13 protein-coding genes are annotated in these 16,388 nt (G+C 55.3%); 3 read left to right on the top strand and 10 right to left on the bottom strand.

The annotated features are described in order from the left end of the window. Nucleotides 1-68 precede the first annotated feature (68 nt). Nucleotides 69-1,661, bottom strand: a complete 1,593-nt coding sequence (locus tag VRC33_RS11775; RefSeq protein ID WP_338556019.1) for an ABC transporter substrate-binding protein — start codon at nucleotides 1,659-1,661, stop codon at nucleotides 69-71. A 255-nt stretch (nucleotides 1,662-1,916) separates the two neighbouring features. After that, entirely contained in the window at nucleotides 1,917-2,345 is a 429-nt protein-coding gene (locus VRC33_RS11780) for an OsmC family protein (RefSeq protein ID WP_338556021.1), read from the bottom strand. A gap of 176 nt (nucleotides 2,346-2,521) precedes the next feature. On the opposite strand from VRC33_RS11780, the gene pepT reads away from it, so the two are divergent. Next, entirely contained in the window at nucleotides 2,522-3,754 is a 1,233-nt protein-coding gene (gene pepT, locus VRC33_RS11785) for a peptidase T (RefSeq protein ID WP_338556023.1), read from the top strand. A 190-nt stretch (nucleotides 3,755-3,944) separates the two neighbouring features. On the opposite strand, the gene VRC33_RS11790 is transcribed toward pepT, so the two are convergent. Both VRC33_RS11790 and VRC33_RS11795 read right to left on the bottom strand, forming a co-directional pair. Next, a complete protein-coding gene (locus VRC33_RS11790; protein WP_338556024.1) occupies nucleotides 3,945-4,724 on the bottom strand; it encodes a transporter substrate-binding domain-containing protein in 780 nt (259 codons plus the stop codon). 21 nt (nucleotides 4,725-4,745) lie between these two features. Next, nucleotides 4,746-5,915 carry a methionine aminotransferase gene (locus VRC33_RS11795; protein ID WP_338556026.1) on the bottom strand — a complete coding sequence of 390 codons (1,170 nt, stop codon included), beginning with the start codon at nucleotides 5,913-5,915 and terminating at the stop codon, nucleotides 4,746-4,748. Between the two features lie 118 nt (nucleotides 5,916-6,033). Here VRC33_RS11795 and VRC33_RS11800 point away from each other — a divergent pair, with 118 nt between their 5' ends. Next, a complete protein-coding gene (locus VRC33_RS11800) occupies nucleotides 6,034-6,885 on the top strand; it encodes a LysR substrate-binding domain-containing protein (protein ID WP_338556028.1) in 852 nt (283 codons plus the stop codon). Here the strand turns inward: VRC33_RS11800 and VRC33_RS11805 are convergent. The 4 genes from VRC33_RS11805 to VRC33_RS11820 form a co-directional block, all read right to left on the bottom strand. Further along, the gene (locus tag VRC33_RS11805) at nucleotides 6,882-8,549 is read right to left on the bottom strand and encodes a methyl-accepting chemotaxis protein (protein WP_338556030.1); all 1,668 of its coding nucleotides are present in this window, start codon (nucleotides 8,547-8,549) and stop codon (nucleotides 6,882-6,884) included. The two genes, VRC33_RS11800 and VRC33_RS11805, sit on opposite strands and share 4 nt — an antisense overlap. A gap of 215 nt (nucleotides 8,550-8,764) precedes the next feature. Beyond that, nucleotides 8,765-10,297 (bottom strand): carboxylesterase/lipase family protein, encoded by a 1,533-nt coding sequence (locus VRC33_RS11810; RefSeq protein WP_338556032.1) that lies wholly within the window; start codon nucleotides 10,295-10,297, stop codon nucleotides 8,765-8,767. Nucleotides 10,298-10,455: 158 nt separating this feature from the next. Beyond that, a complete protein-coding gene (locus VRC33_RS11815; RefSeq protein WP_338556034.1) occupies nucleotides 10,456-11,805 on the bottom strand; it encodes a VOC family protein in 1,350 nt (449 codons plus the stop codon). 184 nt (nucleotides 11,806-11,989) lie between these two features. Then, complete coding sequence (locus tag VRC33_RS11820) at nucleotides 11,990-13,309, bottom strand: aromatic acid/H+ symport family MFS transporter (RefSeq protein WP_338556035.1); 1,320 nt, start codon at nucleotides 13,307-13,309, stop codon at nucleotides 11,990-11,992. Between the two features lie 300 nt (nucleotides 13,310-13,609). Here VRC33_RS11820 and VRC33_RS11825 point away from each other — a divergent pair, with 300 nt between their 5' ends. Continuing rightward, nucleotides 13,610-14,533: a LysR substrate-binding domain-containing protein gene (locus VRC33_RS11825; RefSeq protein ID WP_338556036.1), complete on the top strand. Its 924-nt coding sequence runs from the start codon at nucleotides 13,610-13,612 to the stop codon at nucleotides 14,531-14,533. Between the two features lie 124 nt (nucleotides 14,534-14,657). Here VRC33_RS11825 and smrA read toward each other — a convergent pair whose 3' ends face one another. Continuing rightward, a complete protein-coding gene (gene smrA / locus VRC33_RS11830; RefSeq protein ID WP_338564276.1) occupies nucleotides 14,658-15,224 on the bottom strand; it encodes a DNA endonuclease SmrA in 567 nt (188 codons plus the stop codon). 87 nt (nucleotides 15,225-15,311) lie between these two features. Beyond that, nucleotides 15,312-16,265, bottom strand: coding sequence for a sugar-binding transcriptional regulator (locus VRC33_RS11835; RefSeq protein WP_338556039.1), 954 nt, complete (start codon nucleotides 16,263-16,265; stop codon nucleotides 15,312-15,314). Nucleotides 16,266-16,388: the final 123 nt, after the last annotated feature.

Here is a 16,388-nt window from a genome sequence, read left to right on the forward strand (position 1 = left end):
GAATGGGCTGACAGAACCAGATTAATGGGTCTCTGTCAGCCCCTTTTCGTTAACGTGCACTCACCCTGCTATTTTAAATCCACCTGATAGAAAATGTGTTTACCAAAGGGATCGACTTCATAGCCTGTGACCTCTTTGCGTACCGGCTCGAAGATGGTCGAATGCGCAATCATCACCGCGGGAGCCTGATCGTGCATGATTTGCTGCGCCTGACGGTAAAGCTGAATACGTTTGTTATGATCCTGCTCTGCCCTGGCTTCGGTAATCAGCTTTTCAAACGGCTTGTAGCACCATTTCGAGGAGTTAGAGCCGCCATTGGCGGAAGTACAGCTGAATAACGGACCGAAGAAATTATCCGGATCGCCGGTGGCGGTGGTCCAGCCCATCAGCGCCGCCTGATGCTCGCCGCTCTTCACGCGCTTGAGATATTCCCCCCACTCAAAGCTGACAATATTGGCCTTAACCCCTACTTTCGCCCAGTCTGCCTGGATCATCTCAGCCATGCGGCGGGCATTCGGGTTATAGGGACGCTGTACCGGCATCGCCCATAAATCGATGGTCGTTCCCGGTTTGATCCCGGCTTCTTTCAGCAGCACTTTGGCTTGTTCTGGATCGTAGTCGTAATCCTTCAGATCCTGATCGGCACTCCAGACGCCTGGCGGCAGCAGATTTTTCGCTGCGGTGCCGGTGCCCTGGAAGACGGCCTGAATGATTGCCGGTTTGTTGATCGCCATGGTCAGCGCCTGACGGACTTTCACGTTATCCAGCGGCGCTTTTTGCGTATTAAAGGAGAGGAATCCGGTATTGAGCCCCGCCTTCTGCATCATGGTCAGATCTTTGTTTTCCTTCATGCGCGGCAGATCGGCAGGATTCGGGAACGGCATTACCTGGCACTCATTCTTTTCCAGCTTGGCATAACGCACCGAAGCGTCCGGCGTGATGGAGAACACCAGGCGGTCGAGCTTCGCTTTACCCTGCCAGTAGTCCGGGAAGGCTTTATATAAAATACGGGAATCTTTCTGGTACTGAGCCAGTTCAAATGGGCCGGTGCCAATCGGAACCTGATCCACTTTTTCCGGCGTGCCTGCTTTCAGCATCGCATCGGCATATTCTGCGGAAAGGATCGAGGCAAAGTACCAGCCTAAGTCAGCCAGGAACGGTGCTTCTGCATGGGCCAGCGTAAAGCGCACGGTGTGCTCATCCACCTTCTCAATGTTCTGGATCAGCGAGCCAAATTCCAGGCTTTCGAAGTTGGCATAGGTACCGTTGGAAACATTATGGTAGGGGTTTTTGGGATCCTTCTGGCGCATAAACGAGAAGATGACATCGTCGGCGTTGAAGTCACGGGAAGGTTTGAAGGCTTTGTTGCTCTGGAATTTCACGCCCTTGCGCAGATGGAAGGTGTAAGTTTTGCCATCAGGGCTGATTTCCCAGCTCTCCGCGAGGCTGGGTATCAGCTCCGTGGTGCCCACTTTAAAATCGACCAGACGGTTATAAATCGGTACGGCGCTGGCATCCACACTGGTGCCGGAGGTATACAACTGCGGGTTAAAGTTTTCTGGCGAGCCCTCTGAACAAAAAACCAGAGTTTTCGCCGCAGCCCCAGAGGCCACAGCCAGCGTCAAAGCTGCAACAGCCGTCCTTAATACAGATGTTCTCATCTCCATCCTCTCTTTATGGTTTGTCTGTCCTGAACTGCTAACAATTTAATCGGTTATCGCGCAGGGAGCCAGTAAAAAGAGGGTTTTTTAACCATAACTTTTGGTTATATTTCAGCGATTTAATATCAGATAAGGGCTGTAATTTAGTGGGATGTACGCAGAGTGAAGCCGTGGGGACCGACAGAGGTGGAAAATACATTCCCCGCCCTGATAGCGGGGAACGGTCGGCGGCCGTAACGCCGCCGGACTGAAGGATTAGTTCAGTTTGTACTCGAGGGTGATTTCAGCGTTCATCAACTGAGATACCGGACAGCCAGCTTTTGCCTGATTGATAATTTCATCAAATTTGCTGCTGTCGATACCTGGCAGTTTGACCTGGCTTTGCAGCGCAATTTTGGTGATTTTAAAGCCGTCGCCTGCTTTATCCAGCGACACATCGGCCACGGTATCAATGCTTTCAGGAACGAAGCCAGCATTGCCCAGCATCAGGGAGAGCGCCATGGAGAAGCAGGCCGAGTGGGCCGCGCCAATCAACTCTTCCGGGTTAGTACCTGGTTTACCTTCAAAACGGGTATTGAAACCATAAGGCTGCTCTTTCAGCGCGCCGCTTTCGGTGCTGATGGTGCCTTTACCCTGCTTAATGTCGCCTTCCCAGTGTGCCTGCCCTTTCTTATGAATGGTCATGACAATCCTCCTGTTTGTTTATCAAGAACATTCAGTATAGTGGCTTCTCAGCGCTTCGCCGGGCAATCTCTGCTAACTGCTCAGTTCATGAGCGCACCCCCGGCTTTGACCTGCGCCTGACTCTCTGATAGTTATAACAAATCAGTTACACCCCATCACAGACACAGGAAGACAGGATGAATCAGGAACTGGCCACCCAGCTCAGCAAACGTTTTTACCGTTACCTTTCCGTCACCAGCCAGAGCGATGCTTCTGCCAGCGTGCTGCCCAGCACGCCAGAGCAGCATGATATGGCGAAGATGCTGGCCGAAGAGCTTCGCAGCCTGGGTCTTAAGGATGTGGTGATTGATGAGTTCGCTACCGTCACCGCCATTAAGCCCGGTAACCGCCCTTCTGCACCCCGCATCGGCTTTATTACCCATATTGATACCGTTGATGTGGGCCTTTCGCCGCATATTCATCCTCAGACGCTGCGCTTTGAAGGCCAGGACCTCTGCCTGAATGCCAAAGAAGATATCTGGTTGCGCACCGCTGAACACCCTGAAATCAACGCTTATCACGGTCAGGAAATCATTTTCAGCGACGGCACCAGCGTGCTGGGTGCGGATAATAAAGCGGCGGTGACCGTGGTGATGACGCTGATGGAAAACCTGACGCATGACACGCCGCACGGCGATATTGTGGTGGCGTTTGTGCCGGATGAGGAGATTGGCCTGCGTGGGGCTAAAGCGCTGGACCTGAAAGCCCGCTTCGACGTCGATTTTGCTTATACCATCGACTGCTGTGAACTGGGCGAAGTGGTGTATGAAAACTTCAACGCGGCAGCGGCTGAAATTTTGCTGACTGGCGTAACGGCTCATCCAATGTCAGGGAAAGGCGTGCTGGTGAATCCACTGCTGATGGCGATGGACTTCGTCAGTCACTTTGACCGAGCCGAAACGCCGGAACACACTGAAGGACGTGAAGGCTACGTCTGGTTTAATGATATGAGTGCTAACGCCAACGCTGCACGCTTAAAAGCCTCAATCCGTGATTTTGATCTGACGAGCTTTGAACAGCGTAAGCAGAAAATTGCGGACGTGGCAGACTTGATTCGTAAGCAGTATCCCACCGGCAAAGTAGAGTTCAACATCACTGACACCTACAGCAACATCAGCAATGCGATTGGTGAAGATCGTCGGGCCATCGATCTTATCTTTGCCGCGCTGGCGTCTCTGGATATTACGCCAAAGGTCACGCCGATGCGTGGCGGAACTGACGGCGCAGCCCTCTCTGCCAAAGGGTTGCTGACGCCAAACTTCTTTACCGGCGCGCACAACTTCCATTCTAAGTTTGAATTCCTGCCGGTGCCGTCGTTCGTGAAATCCTATCTGGTGGCGGAAAAACTCTGCCTGCTGGCGGCGGAATAATCTTCAGGACAAATAAAAGGGCGGTTTCTGAGACGATCGTCCCTGTCAGAACCTTGCCTGACAGGATATATTCTCCAGAAAATCCGCCCCCGGTCACTCTGAATCCCCCTGCGCGCGGGGATTCAGTGTTATCGCCATCTTTCGCTCACAGCCCGTTTTGTGAATCGCCCCAGCGTGAGGATCCAATCACTTACTCTTTCACTGCCACATCAATACCCGGGAAGAACTTCGCCGCCAGTTTGGTGACGGTGCCGTCAGCCTGCACTTTGGCGATGGCAGCATCCAGCTCCTGCTTGCGCTTAGAATCATCTTTACGCAGGCCAAAACCGATCCCCACGCCCAGCACCTGAGGGTCTTCCACCGGGCCACCGGCAAAGGCAAACTCTTTACCCTGAGGTTTTTCCAGGAAGCCAGACTGGCCCGCAGCGGACATCACCAGCGTGCCATCCAGACGGCCAGCCACCATGTCGTTGTACACCTGGTTCTGATCCTGGTAAGGCGTGATCGTCACACCCTGTGGCTCCCAGTGTTTCTTGGCAAAAGTTTCCTGCACGGAACCCTGCAATACACCGATGTTTTTGCCTTTCAGTGACTCAACGGTGGGCTGCAGGCTTGATCCTTTTTTGCCAATCAGCTGGCTGGGGATACGGTAAATGGGGTTGGTGAAACCAATGCTTTTCATCCGCGCTTCGGTGATGTTCATCGCCGAGTTGATGGCATCGAATTTTTTCGCCGACAGTGCCGGGATCAGGGCATCAAAGCTGCTCTCAACCCAGCTGCATTTGAAATTCCCTGCCTGGCAGATCGCCTTGCCCAACTCGATATCAAAGCCTTCAAGCTCACCGGAAGCATTACGGCTTTCAAAGGGCGGATACTGCGACTCAAGACCATAACGCAGCGTTTCCTGCGCCATCACCGACAGGGATGACAACAGGCCTGCAGCCACCAACAGTGCACTCAGTTTCTTCATTAACTTACCCTCAAAAATAGGTTAGCGAGGCTTCACCTGGCACAGCGCCTTAGCGCCAGCCTCAAGTGTGGCTTCGTCTTTTGCAAAAGAGAGACGGATCAGTTTATTGTCGGTACCATCCGTGTAGAACGCCGAAAGCGGGATAGTTGCCACACCGTAATCAACAATCAGACGTTTTACCATTTCACTGTCTGATTCGTCACTGAAATCTGCATAGCTGGCCAACATAAAGAAGGATCCGGCAGACGGCAGCAGACGGAATGGCGACTCTTTCATCAGTTCCACCAGCCTGTCACGCTTGCGCTGATAAAACTCACCCAGCCCCAGATAGTTTGCCGGTTCACGCAGATAGTCGGCAAAAGCGTACTGCATCGGCGTGTCAGCGGAATACATCATAAACTGGTGGACCTTTACCAGCTCTGCCATCAGCTCTGCCGGGGCAAGGCAATACCCCACGCGCCAGCCGGTCACATGGAAGGTTTTGCCAAAGGAAGAGACGATCACGCTGCGCTGAGCCAGCTCCGGATGCGTAGCCATGCCCTGATGCTGGCGGCCATCAAACAGAATGTGTTCATACACTTCGTCCGACAGCACGACGATATCGGTATTGCGGGTGATGGCTGCTAACGTATCGAGGTCGGCACGGGAAAGCACCTGCGAGCTTGGGTTGTGCGGGGTATTGATAATGATCATGCGGGTACGGGGCGTGATGGCCGCGCGCACTTTTTCCCAGTTGATAGCAAAATCGGGCACCTGAAGTTTCAGGCCAACCGGGATCCCGCCCTGCAGACGGACAACAGGGGCATAGCTGTCAAATGCCGGTTCAAAGAATATCACCTCATCACCGGCGTGAACCAACCCGCCGATCGCCGCATAGATCCCCTGGCTGGCGCTGCCGGTAATCAGCACTTCGCTGGCGGCATCATACTGCTGGCCGTAAAGCGCCTGCACTTTGCTGGCCAGCACTTCCTTTAACGCGCCAAGACCGGTCATCGGCGCATACTGGTTATAGCCCTGTTCCATAGCCTGGGTAACGCCATGAATCAGGGCAGGATCGCAGGGGAAGTTTGGCGCGCCCTGCGACAGGTTGATGGCATTATGCTGCGCGGAAAGCTGGCCGATAACCGAGAAGATAGTGGTACCTACATCCGGTAATTTTGAGCGTTGCTGTACGGAAGAGTTAAGGGTCATGCTGTCTCCGGTGGAGGTGGGATGCGGTTTTAGCCTATTCAACGTGAGCACGCTTGAGCCGACAAGCGAATTGTTGTCATAATAGCCATGACTTTTAAACATAGCTCAGAGGGCTGCCATGTCACGGCGATCGCTTCCGCTTAATGCAGTTCACGCCTTTATTGTTACCGCCCGGCATCTGAATCTGACCCGCGCAGCGGTGGAGTTGTGTATCACGCAGGGGGCCGTCAGCCGCAAAATCGCCGCGCTTGAAAGCTGGCTTGGTTTCGCCCTTTTTGACCGCCATGCGCGCGGCCTCACGCTCACCGCTCAGGGAGCGAACCTGCTTCCTGCCATGCGAACCAACTTTGAACAACTGGTGCAGGCCGCTGAACAGGCCAGCAAAACCCATGCGGTAATCCGCCTGAAAGCCCCGACCTGTGCCATGCGCTGGCTGGTTCCCAGGCTGGTTGCCCTGGAGCAGGCGCAGCCGGATTTGCATGTCTCGCTTACCACCACGGTCGATCACAGCACCCAGTTAGATAATTTTGACGCAGCGATCCTTTACGGTACGCCACCGCAGGGAAGTACGCGCCTGTTTGATGAGGCGTTGACGCCGGTAATAGCTGCCAGCCTTCAACCTGACACGCCGATGGCATTTGCGGATCTTGCGCGGTTTACCTTTCTCCACCCCACTGCCGATGGCCGGGACTGGCAGCTCTGGCTTAGCCAGCAACAGACACAGCTTACCCTCAGGCGTAACCAGCATTTCGATACGATGGATTTGGCGATCAGCGCGGCCATTCAGGGTTTTGGCGTGACGGTGGCCGATGTGACCTTGATTGAGGCGGATTTAGCGATGAAGAGGCTGATTGCCCCGTTCAGTGAAACGGTAAAAACCGGCGCTGTTTACAGTCTGATCCAGCGCCCTTCAGAAGAAGCGCCACCGCAGCTTTCCGCTTTGGTGGCGTGGTTGTGTCAACAAGGTTAGAAAGAGACCCACTCGTCGGCTGATGCGGCGGCTGGTTTTGCTTTCAGTGAGCGTGCCATAGCCGGAGCCGGTTTAGCATAGGCTGCCGGTGCAGGTGATGACGTTGACGTAGCAGAAAGACGGAACTTCGACACGGAGAGCGTAAGCTCTTCGGTCTGGCGTTCCAGCGCGCTGGCCGCAGCGGAAACTTCTTCCACCAGCGAGGCGTTCTGTTGAGTCACGCTGTCCATTTCGGTGATTGCCGTGCCCACCTGAGAGATGCCTTTACTTTGTTCTTCAGAAGCGGAAGCGATCTGCTTCATAATCTCAGTCACTTCCCCTACTGCACGCATAATCTCTTCCATGGTGCTGCCCGCCTCGCCGACCAGGCGTGAACCATTATCAACACGGGAAACCGAATCGGCGATCAGAGTTTCGATCTCTTTAGCTGCACCGGCGCTGCGCTGCGCCAGATTACGCACTTCGCTGGCAACCACGGCAAAACCGCGCCCCTGCTCACCGGCACGCGCTGCTTCCACAGCGGCGTTTAGTGCAAGGATATTGGTCTGGAAAGCGATGCTGTTAATCACGCTGGTGATCTCAGCAATTTTGTTCGAGCTGCCGGCAATCCCCTGCATGTTACTGACCACATCACTCACCAGTTTGCCGCCTTTTCCGGCGGTAACAGAAGCGGTCTGCGCCAGTTCGCTGGCCTGACGGGCATTATCGGCATTGAATTTTACTGTTGCAGTTAACTGCTCCATGCTGGCGGCAGTCTCTTCCAGCGCAGCCGCCTGCTCTTCCGTACGGGAAGAGAGATCGTTGTTGCCAGAGGAGATTTCAGCAGCACCACGGTAGATGTTATCTGTACCACTGCGGATAGCGCTGACGGCATCCCGCAGGCTGTCCTGCATCGCACGCAGCAGCGGCACCAGCCTGCCAACGCAGTTACGCCCGGTATCAACCAGCGGTTGGCTGAGGTCGCCCTCGGCAATCAGACGGAAGTGTTCACGCATAACGGCCAGCGGACGAACCAGCATTTTTACCAGGTAGCGATCGGTAAACAGCAGGATCAGCAGCCCGACAATCACGGCCAGCACGATCACCACTTTAGTGACATCGGTCAGATGATCTACGGTCACTCTTGTGGCGTCCAGCTTAGCGCCGGCTGCCAGGTTGAACTTGTCTACGGTGGCACCAAAACTGCGGCTTAACGGCGGCGTCACGCTGGAGGCATGGCGACGGAAGTCATCCAGAGTACTCTGCTGTGCCAGACGCATCTGTGGCATTACGCCCTGATCCAGCAATGCCTGCCAGCTTTCAATCACTTCAGAGGAGTAGCTGGCCGCCAGCGGGCCAGGCGACTGGGCTTTAAAATCGGCCAGCAGCTTAGCCATATTATCTAAAGCCTTTTGCACCGATGCCATATCAGCCGCAGCGGTTGGACTGCCAGCCTGGCGGGTCTCCACCGCACGGGTCAGACGGGTAATAAAACGGAAATACTGATCGTTGCCTTTACTCAGGGTAGTCATCTGATTGACTAACTGTCGGTCAACCTCATTACCTTTTCCGAGGGCGTTCAGGGAAGAGACGCTGTACATGCCAACGGCGGACCACATCAGGCAAAAAAGCCCAAGGACCCAGAGCATCACGCTGCGGATGGAAAAGTTTTTTAACAAGTTCATAACTACTCCGTAACGGTATTATACCGGATGTCATCGCCTTCGGGATCGGGCGCATATCCAGTGTTATCGGCACGGAATGGGAAAGTTTCAGTCAAATCATTTTTATATTCATTACCTTATATAACTGGCGACGTTTTATAAGTTACTGGTGCAAAAGCCTATTTTCCCCCAGCGGCCCGTAAAGTTAACAAAGGGTAGATAATTTTGTTAAGTAATTAATCTTTGAGTCTGACCATTCTCCCGATCAACAGACGAAATAACTGCGTCCGGCGGCGCATAAAATAGTTCTCCAGTTTCACCACGGCCTGGCCCTTGTCGCCGAAGCGCATCACTTTATCTTCCCAGGGACGCCACGCGGGCCAGTTAATCTCCCCTTCAAGCTGGTGAGAAAATTCACTGGCATCGCGCGCAAATCTCAGCCAGTACCCGCTGACTTTTGAAGCGAATACCCGATCGTTTTCAGTGAAAGGCCGTTCACTGGTGGCCACACCCGGCGCATCCAGGGTGTTGAGCGTGTAGGGGATCTCATTGCCATGCCAGGTGCCCGCAGGGTAGAGATCGCGGGAATTCTCGGAGACGTAATCGAAATAGTATCGCCACGCGGGCATGCCGTTCCGGTGCTGAGCCAGCGCCGCAATGTATCCCATAGTGGTGAAAGTCATGTCTCTGGCAACCTCCCGACCCAGCTCGCTGTCATCATAAACACCGTCATACAGGAGCCGGATCAGTTTCAGACGCAGCCCGACTCGTTGGGTCTGGCGTATACGGGCAATGACGTTGGCCGGATCGACGCCAAAATAGCTGAGCACGCTCGCTTCATCGCTGTTGTTGCCGATCATTAAAGGTAATTTGAGTTGCCTGGCAGAGGTAAACACCTCGAGCATCGGCTCAGGTAATACCCGATCTCCACTGATGGCGACCGGCCCGTTAGCCAGTGACGTTTCCAGAGGCCAGAACGCCTCTGCCGACAGTGCCCTGAGCTGCTCCGCTGTGGCCGCTTCAAGTCTGAAATGGCTGGCAAGCCTGACGCCGTTTTTCAGCGCTTTTTCACGGGGAATATCAGGCAGTGCATAGGCGCTCTGCGCGATGCCCTTATGGAATAATCCTTTAGCCAGGGGAGAAGCAAAAAGCGACAGGACACTGCGCGCCCCGGAAGATTCACCGAACAGGGTGACGTTGTGACGATCGCCCCCGAAGCTGGTGATATTACGCTGCACCCATTGCAGCGCAGCAATCTGATCGAGCAAGGCGAAGTTGTTCACCACCTCACCTTCCGCATACTCTTTATCCAGAGCGGGATGGGCAAAAAAGCCCAGGTGCCCCAGACGGTAATTCAGGGTCACCACCACCACGCCCCGCGAAGCAAGGGGCTGACCCACATAAGGAGCCAGTCCACCCGCGCCCAGGGTAAAACCGCCGCCATGAATCCATACCATCACCGGTAAAGGCCTGGCTGGCTCCAGATCCGGTGTCCAGATGTTCAGATAAAGGCAATCTTCGCTGAATACGCCGGGATCGCCGCCCCCTACTGCCTGGCAGTATTCGCGGTTTTGCCAGCTGGCATTTCCCCACGCGGTGGCATCACGTTCCCCCTGCCAGGGAGTGACAGGTTTAGGAGGCTGCCAGCGTAAAGCGCCAACGGGAGGAGCCGCATAAGGAATACCCCGAAAGACAAACACATCTTTTTCGAGACTCCCGCGAAGTCGCCCCTCCGCCGTACTGGTACTGAATAACCGTTCGTGTTTCATCGTCACATCCAGAAATAACCTGCAGATCATTATTTGCAGCCGGGAGACGAAAGTCCAATAAATCAGGGCATTTGCGGATTATGCTGAAAAAATCAAAACTTCTGTTGCTGTTACACGACGGCTATAAAGTGATTAATGGCACGGGCAGCCCGGCTGTATTAGGCCGGTTTAGTGACGCCACAGCGTGCCAGACTGGCCTGTTGTCGCTGCGCATAGAGCGCAATTTCATCCTGAACGACTGCACCCAGCGCGCGTTCAAACTCAGCTTTGCTGCTGTGTCCCTGGCTACGTGGCTTCGTTTCGCTGCCAAGATTGGACTGGAAGATCCCGGCGGCGCTGACCGGCAGGAAATCTTCATAAATCATCGGCGTGGCGATAATCAATCCTGCTTCAATTAGCTGTTCAGCGTTCTGCTGCGCGATGACCGCCGGATTCTGTTCGCCCTTTTCACTCAGCCTGTAGGTGAACCAGGCCAGCTTCTCTCTTCTTAACGTGGCGGCATCATCCGGAAACTCCGCAAAAGCTGCGGCCAGATTCTGTTGATGAACGCTGTTGTCCGTACCGGTTTCGCTTTGCAACAGCAGGCGGTCATAGAGCGCCCGGCCTTCAGCGGTGAGCGCCACCCCGCGCTGTTCAATTTCCCCAAAACGGGCGGTATGCATCCCCTGACCGTCACGAAAACGGACCGGTTCATCCAGCGCTTTAAAACTGGTTTGCCGTAGCAGGATTGGCATCTGGCGGCGCGGCGGACCCTCAATAATGGCTTTCGGAACGATGCCGGCTTCCGGCATCAGCGCCTGTACACGGTCAATATCCAGGGTGCGGGGCGTCAGATGATTGATATGACAGCCGGGGAAGCAGACCACATCTGCGATCAGCCGGTGCTGATCAAGCAGCGCCTGATAGGTGGCCCGATCCACAAGGGTTTGCTGATGCCAGCGGAAGGTTTCCAGTGCCTCAAGGATAAATTCGTTCGCCTGCTGCGGCGTGAACCCGCCCTGCTGCTGATGCAGGCTGACCAGCTCGCGACAGCGGGGCGTAAAGATATCCCGGGCGGCCAGAATGTCTGCGGCCTGCTGTCGTAAAGCGGGATCTTCTATCAGCTCCAGACGGAGTAAAGAGGTAAAGAGGCGGAAAGGATTGGCGTTCAGCGCGTGGTCATCTAACGGGCGAAAAGCGGTGGAGTGCACCGGCACACCGGCCTGTGACAGGTCGTAGTACCCTACCGGATACATGCCCATGATGGCGAACACCTGACGAAGCATCGCCAGTTCAGCTCCCGTCCCCACGCGGATAGCACCGTGGCGCTCCACGCTCAGCCGGGAAAGCTCGCCGTCACGCTCCAGCTGCTGTTTCAGGTCCGGATTCTGCGTTAATACTTCCTGATTAACCTGCGCCACCAGATTCAGCAACGTGCCGTACTGCGGGACTTCCCGCTGGTACATTTCCGACATCGCGCTGGCAAATCCGGCGCGAATGCTGTCGGCTGACACCCATAAACTTTCCATTTTTTGCCCCTGTTTGCCGTGATGCAGTCAGAGTACTGGAAAGCGCCGCGCCCGGAAAAAATTATTAATAAATTGTGATCGGGTACGACTTCGGCAGTGGCCCTGCATGGGTGCTTTCACCGGCGCGTTGACCTGCGGACAATCATCTACCGGGGCCTGGGCAGGTATTAGTGCCGGTACCCCGCTAGCGGCGGTGGCCGTAGCGGAATTTAGCCAGCAACAGCAACGAAGTCAGGATTGCCGGTATTGCGAGGCTGGTGAAGACATCGGTGATATTCCAGCCCATTGCCAGCATCTGCGCACCGGCAAACGCACTGAGGATGGCGCCGATTCGCCCCACACCGTGCATCCAGCTTGACCCGGTAGCGCGGGCATGGGTGGGATAATAGCTGGCAGAAAGCGCATTCATGCCGGTATTAGCGCCGTTCAGACAGAAACCGCTGCAGAATGCGACCAGGCTGAGGATCAGCGTATCTGCCGGAGCAAAGCCAATCGCCACGGTAGCAATGGCCCCGGTGAAATAGATGGCTGCCAGCGCCAGATTGGCATTGAAGCGGTCCATCATCCAGCCCGCGAACAGCGATCCTACCGTGCCCCCTGCCTGATACATCGCAGTAACCAGCGCGGCCTGGGTCACCGTCATTCCCATATCTTTAACCAGCGATGGCAACCAACTGCCGATCAGATAGACCAGGAACAGCCCCATGAAATAGGCGCCCCACAGTAATGTGCTTCCCAACAGATAAGGCCGGGACAGCACCAGTCGCGCTGCGCCTTTACTCTGTGGGGTGGAGGCCATAACAAAATCGCGGCCGGCAAGCTGCTGGTCTGGAGCCATGCGGGAGACAATCTGGCGGATGCGTTCCGCGGGAGCCTGTCTGGAGAGAAGGAAACGCACGGATTCGGGTAGCCCCTTCAGCAGCACTGGCACGATGATTAAAGGCAGCAGTCCGCCTACGATCAGTACCGAATGCCAGCCAAAGTGGGGGATCAGCCAGGAGGCAGCAAATCCGCCGCCTGCTGCACCAAAGGTGAAGCCGCAAAAAACGACGGTAATAATGAAGGCGCGTTTGCGTTCCGGTGAGTATTCGGCCACCAGCGTGCCGACGTTGGGCATGGCTGCCCCCATACCTAACCCGGTGAGAAAACGGAACAGCATCATCTGATCGACATTCTGTGACATTGCGGTGATCAACGTGCAGATGCCGAAAAAGAACACGCTGCTGATAATCACCACCCGACGACCAAAACGGTCAGCCAGCGGCCCTGCCACCATGGCACCTGATGCCAGACCAATCAGCGCCGCGCTGATCACCGCACCGAGTTGATGGGTGCTGACGCCCCAGTCGCCTTTCAGCGCCGGTGCAATAAAGCCCATCAGCGCTATGTCCATGCCATCCATTGCCACAACGGCAAAACACAACGCAATAATGCGCTGTTGATAACGGCTGATGCTGCCCTCGTTGATTAAGGCACGCACATCAATCGCAGCGGTACTCTCCACGTTAGCGCTCCATGGCCAGTCGGGTCCAGCTCTGGCGTCGTTCCTGAAAAAAGGCGGCTATGATAGCGGATTGTCCGCTTATTGACCCTGAAAAATTGCCCCGTCGGATTACCCGGGGCCGTTACAGGCGTGAGGACAGAGACTTTTTATAATTAAGGTGGATATATAGGCTGGCCGGACCCCCTGAAAGTGATGGAAAACTGCGCAATGGCGGCAAATGTTAACTAAATTTTGCAATAAGGTTAACAATATCGTTTCGAACGTCTTGCCTGTTAGCAGGCTCGCTGCTTACGCTGGGTTATGGAAAAAAATCATTTGTTTAATCAGCGCATTCGACTGCGCCATCTGCATACCTTTGTCGCCGTTGCTCAGCAAGGGACGCTGGGCCGTGCCGCTGAAACGCTGTCGCTGAGCCAGCCCGCGCTCTCCAGAACGCTCAACGAACTGGAGGAGCTTGCCGGTGCCCGTCTGTTTGAACGGGGGCGCCTGGGGGCACAACTGACCACCATGGGCGAGCAATTTCTCACCCATGCCGTCCGGATCCTTGATGCGCTTAATCATGCCGGGCAATCCTTCACTCCTTCAGATCCTGAAGAACCCGCCATTCTGCGCGTCGGGGTGCTGACTACCGTTGCGCTTGGCATGCTGCCTTCCATTCTCGACCGCTTCCATCAGCAGCAACCCAGAGCAATAGTTCAGGTTGCAACCCTGCACAATAATGTCCTGATCGCCGGGCTGAGAGCCGGAGAGTTTGATGTTGGCATTGGCCGCATGGCCGCGCCAGATATGATGGCCGGGCTGACCTACGAATTACTGTTTCTGGAATCTTTACGGCTGGTGGTGCACCCTGAGCATCCGCTTTTAAGTGACAACGTCACCCTTTCCAGAGCCCTCTCCTGGCCAGTGGTGATCTCTCCCGAAGGTACTGCACCACGCAGGCTCGCCGATAAGATGATTCAGGAGCAGGGCTGCCGGTTGCCTGCCACGCTGGTGGAAACTTCCGCCACCTCGCTGGCCCGTCAACTGGCCCTGCGTTATAACTACGTCTGGTTTGTGCCCTCCGGAGCAATCAAAGAGGATTTACTGCATAACTCGCTTGCAGCCCTGCCGGTGGCTTCACATGGGCCGGGCGAATCAGTGGGCATAATTACCCGCTCCGGTGCGCCCCTGAGCCTGAGTGCAGAGGTGTTGCTGGCAACCATCCGCAAATCCCATTCAGGCTGAAATTAACGGCTGCACTTGGCATGGCGTTGCTGTCGACTATCCGTAAATCCCACCAGGGCTGAATTAACGGCTGCGCTTGGCGTGGCGTTGCTGTCGACTATCCGTAAATCCCACCAAAGCTGAATTAACGGCTGCGTTTGGCATGGCGCTCCCGGTTATCCAGGCGTGCCTGCTCGCTTTTTCGCAATGCCACATAGCAGGCACCGCTGCCGCCATCATGCGGTTGTGCGCTGCAATAGCCCTGAACCGAATCAAACTGCTGGAGCCAGCGGGCCAGATAGCTGCGCACGATATTGGCATGAGTCTCTTCATCCCGCCCTTTGCCATGAATAATCAGCAGATTGCGAAAGTTTTCCCGCTCCGCCAGCAGCATAAAACTGTAGAGCTTTTGACGACAGGTCTCTACAGATTGCCCAATCAGGTTCAGACTTGCATTATGCGGATATTTTCCCAGCCTGAGTTTATCCAGCACCCCCTGCTGGATCCCTTCCGCTTTATACTCCAGCGGCGTGGCAAGCGGGACAATGGTCAGCAAGCCGCTGGTCAGAGGATTGTCTGCCTGCTCCTCTTCCAGCGTTTTGCGGGAGGGTTTGACTGAAGGGGGTTTCATCCAGTGGACGTTGGCACAATCCTTGAGCGGCTTGACGTCTTCCATCGCGTCTTTAAACAGATCCTGATCGTTAAGGTCCATCATTCGGGTCCCCCGGTGGCAACGGTAATGAGGATGTGGACTGAGCCACCTGATGAGTTTAGCAAAACTCTCAGCGGAAGCGACCCCCTAATCCGGCTGAGCCAGCGCGAAACGGGCACTCTCTTCATCCGTAATCAATCCGGTGATCCAGCGACCCCGCAGCGCTGCGGCTATCGCCTGATGCTTCTCTGCTCCTCCGGCGAAGGCTATTACCTTTCGCTGAGTTTGCGCGGTCAGCGGCACGCTGGTCAGCCTGTCATCCAGTTCACTGGCAACCCGCTGACCATCCTGACCAATAAAATGCCCCAGCATCTCTGCGGCAACCTGCAACGATTCCAGCCTGCTGACCTGGCCGTCGCTGATAAACCCGTCGGCGTTGAGAGGGCAACCGGCAGAAACCTGCCCGATGCCGACAAACATCACATCCGCCCTGGCTGCTTTGTCGGTCACGGTGCGATAAATGCGGTGATTGCACCATAAATCCCGGTCTTCCGGGCTGTCCGCATACAGCGGCGCAGGCAGAATGAAGTAGCGTCCCTGGGTTTTTTCTGCCATCCAAAGCGGCACGTCATAGCGGGTACAGGAGCCATCGCTGGCTATAGCGCCAATCAAGGAAACGCAACTGTGCTGAGGGCGATCGAACTCCGGAAGCTCATCAATGGTGGCCCGCAAAGTACGGCCAGACCCAACAGCAACGATCTGCGGCTGATCCTGTCTCAGCGTTTGAGCCATCACCTCTGCTCCGGCCACCGCAATCATTTGCTGAACACCTGCACCTTCCACTCCTGCCGAAGGCACTACCTGACAGAGCTGCAGATCAAATCGTTTTTTCAGTTGTTCAGCCAGCGTCATACAGTCGGCAACCGGATGAGCAATGCTGACGCTGACCAGCCCCTCTTCCACGGCCAGCGCCACCAGACGCTGCGCTACCTGCCGCGAAACCCCCAGCTTTTCGGCAATATCGTGCTGCGTTTCTCCAGCCACGTAATACATCCAGGCGGCCCGGGCTGCCTGGTCAAGTTTCTTATTATGTTTGCTCATAAGTCTGCTCCCTGATTTTCCTCAGCTTACTCTGAATAATTGCCCGACAATCGGGCAAAAGCAATTTATGTGATCTTACCCGCAGACATCAGGCCCGTTAATCACCAGGCTATAACGCTATCA

It is taken from the genome of Erwinia sp. E_sp_B01_1 (genome assembly GCF_036865545.1).
Classification (GTDB): Bacteria; Pseudomonadota; Gammaproteobacteria; order Enterobacterales; family Enterobacteriaceae; genus Erwinia.

What these genes read in the sequence shown, in the direction of transcription:
- VRC33_RS11775 (WP_338556019.1), bottom strand. Translation starts at nt 1,661, where the DNA reads ATGAGAACATCTGTATTAAGGACGGCTGTTGCAGCTTTGACGCTGGCT.
- VRC33_RS11780 (WP_338556021.1), bottom strand. Translation starts at nt 2,345, where the DNA reads ATGACCATTCATAAGAAAGGGCAGGCACACTGGGAAGGCGACATTAAG.
- pepT (WP_338556023.1), top strand. Translation starts at nt 2,522, where the DNA reads ATGAATCAGGAACTGGCCACCCAGCTCAGCAAACGTTTTTACCGTTAC.
- VRC33_RS11790 (WP_338556024.1), bottom strand. Translation starts at nt 4,724, where the DNA reads ATGAAGAAACTGAGTGCACTGTTGGTGGCTGCAGGCCTGTTGTCATCC.
- VRC33_RS11795 (WP_338556026.1), bottom strand. Translation starts at nt 5,915, where the DNA reads ATGACCCTTAACTCTTCCGTACAGCAACGCTCAAAATTACCGGATGTA.
- VRC33_RS11800 (WP_338556028.1), top strand. Translation starts at nt 6,034, where the DNA reads ATGTCACGGCGATCGCTTCCGCTTAATGCAGTTCACGCCTTTATTGTT.
- VRC33_RS11805 (WP_338556030.1), bottom strand. Translation starts at nt 8,549, where the DNA reads ATGAACTTGTTAAAAAACTTTTCCATCCGCAGCGTGATGCTCTGGGTC.
- VRC33_RS11810 (WP_338556032.1), bottom strand. Translation starts at nt 10,297, where the DNA reads ATGAAACACGAACGGTTATTCAGTACCAGTACGGCGGAGGGGCGACTT.
- VRC33_RS11815 (WP_338556034.1), bottom strand. Translation starts at nt 11,805, where the DNA reads ATGGAAAGTTTATGGGTGTCAGCCGACAGCATTCGCGCCGGATTTGCC.
- VRC33_RS11825 (WP_338556036.1), top strand. Translation starts at nt 13,610, where the DNA reads ATGGAAAAAAATCATTTGTTTAATCAGCGCATTCGACTGCGCCATCTG.
- smrA (WP_338564276.1), bottom strand. Translation starts at nt 15,224, where the DNA reads ATGGACCTTAACGATCAGGATCTGTTTAAAGACGCGATGGAAGACGTC.
- VRC33_RS11835 (WP_338556039.1), bottom strand. Translation starts at nt 16,265, where the DNA reads ATGAGCAAACATAATAAGAAACTTGACCAGGCAGCCCGGGCCGCCTGG.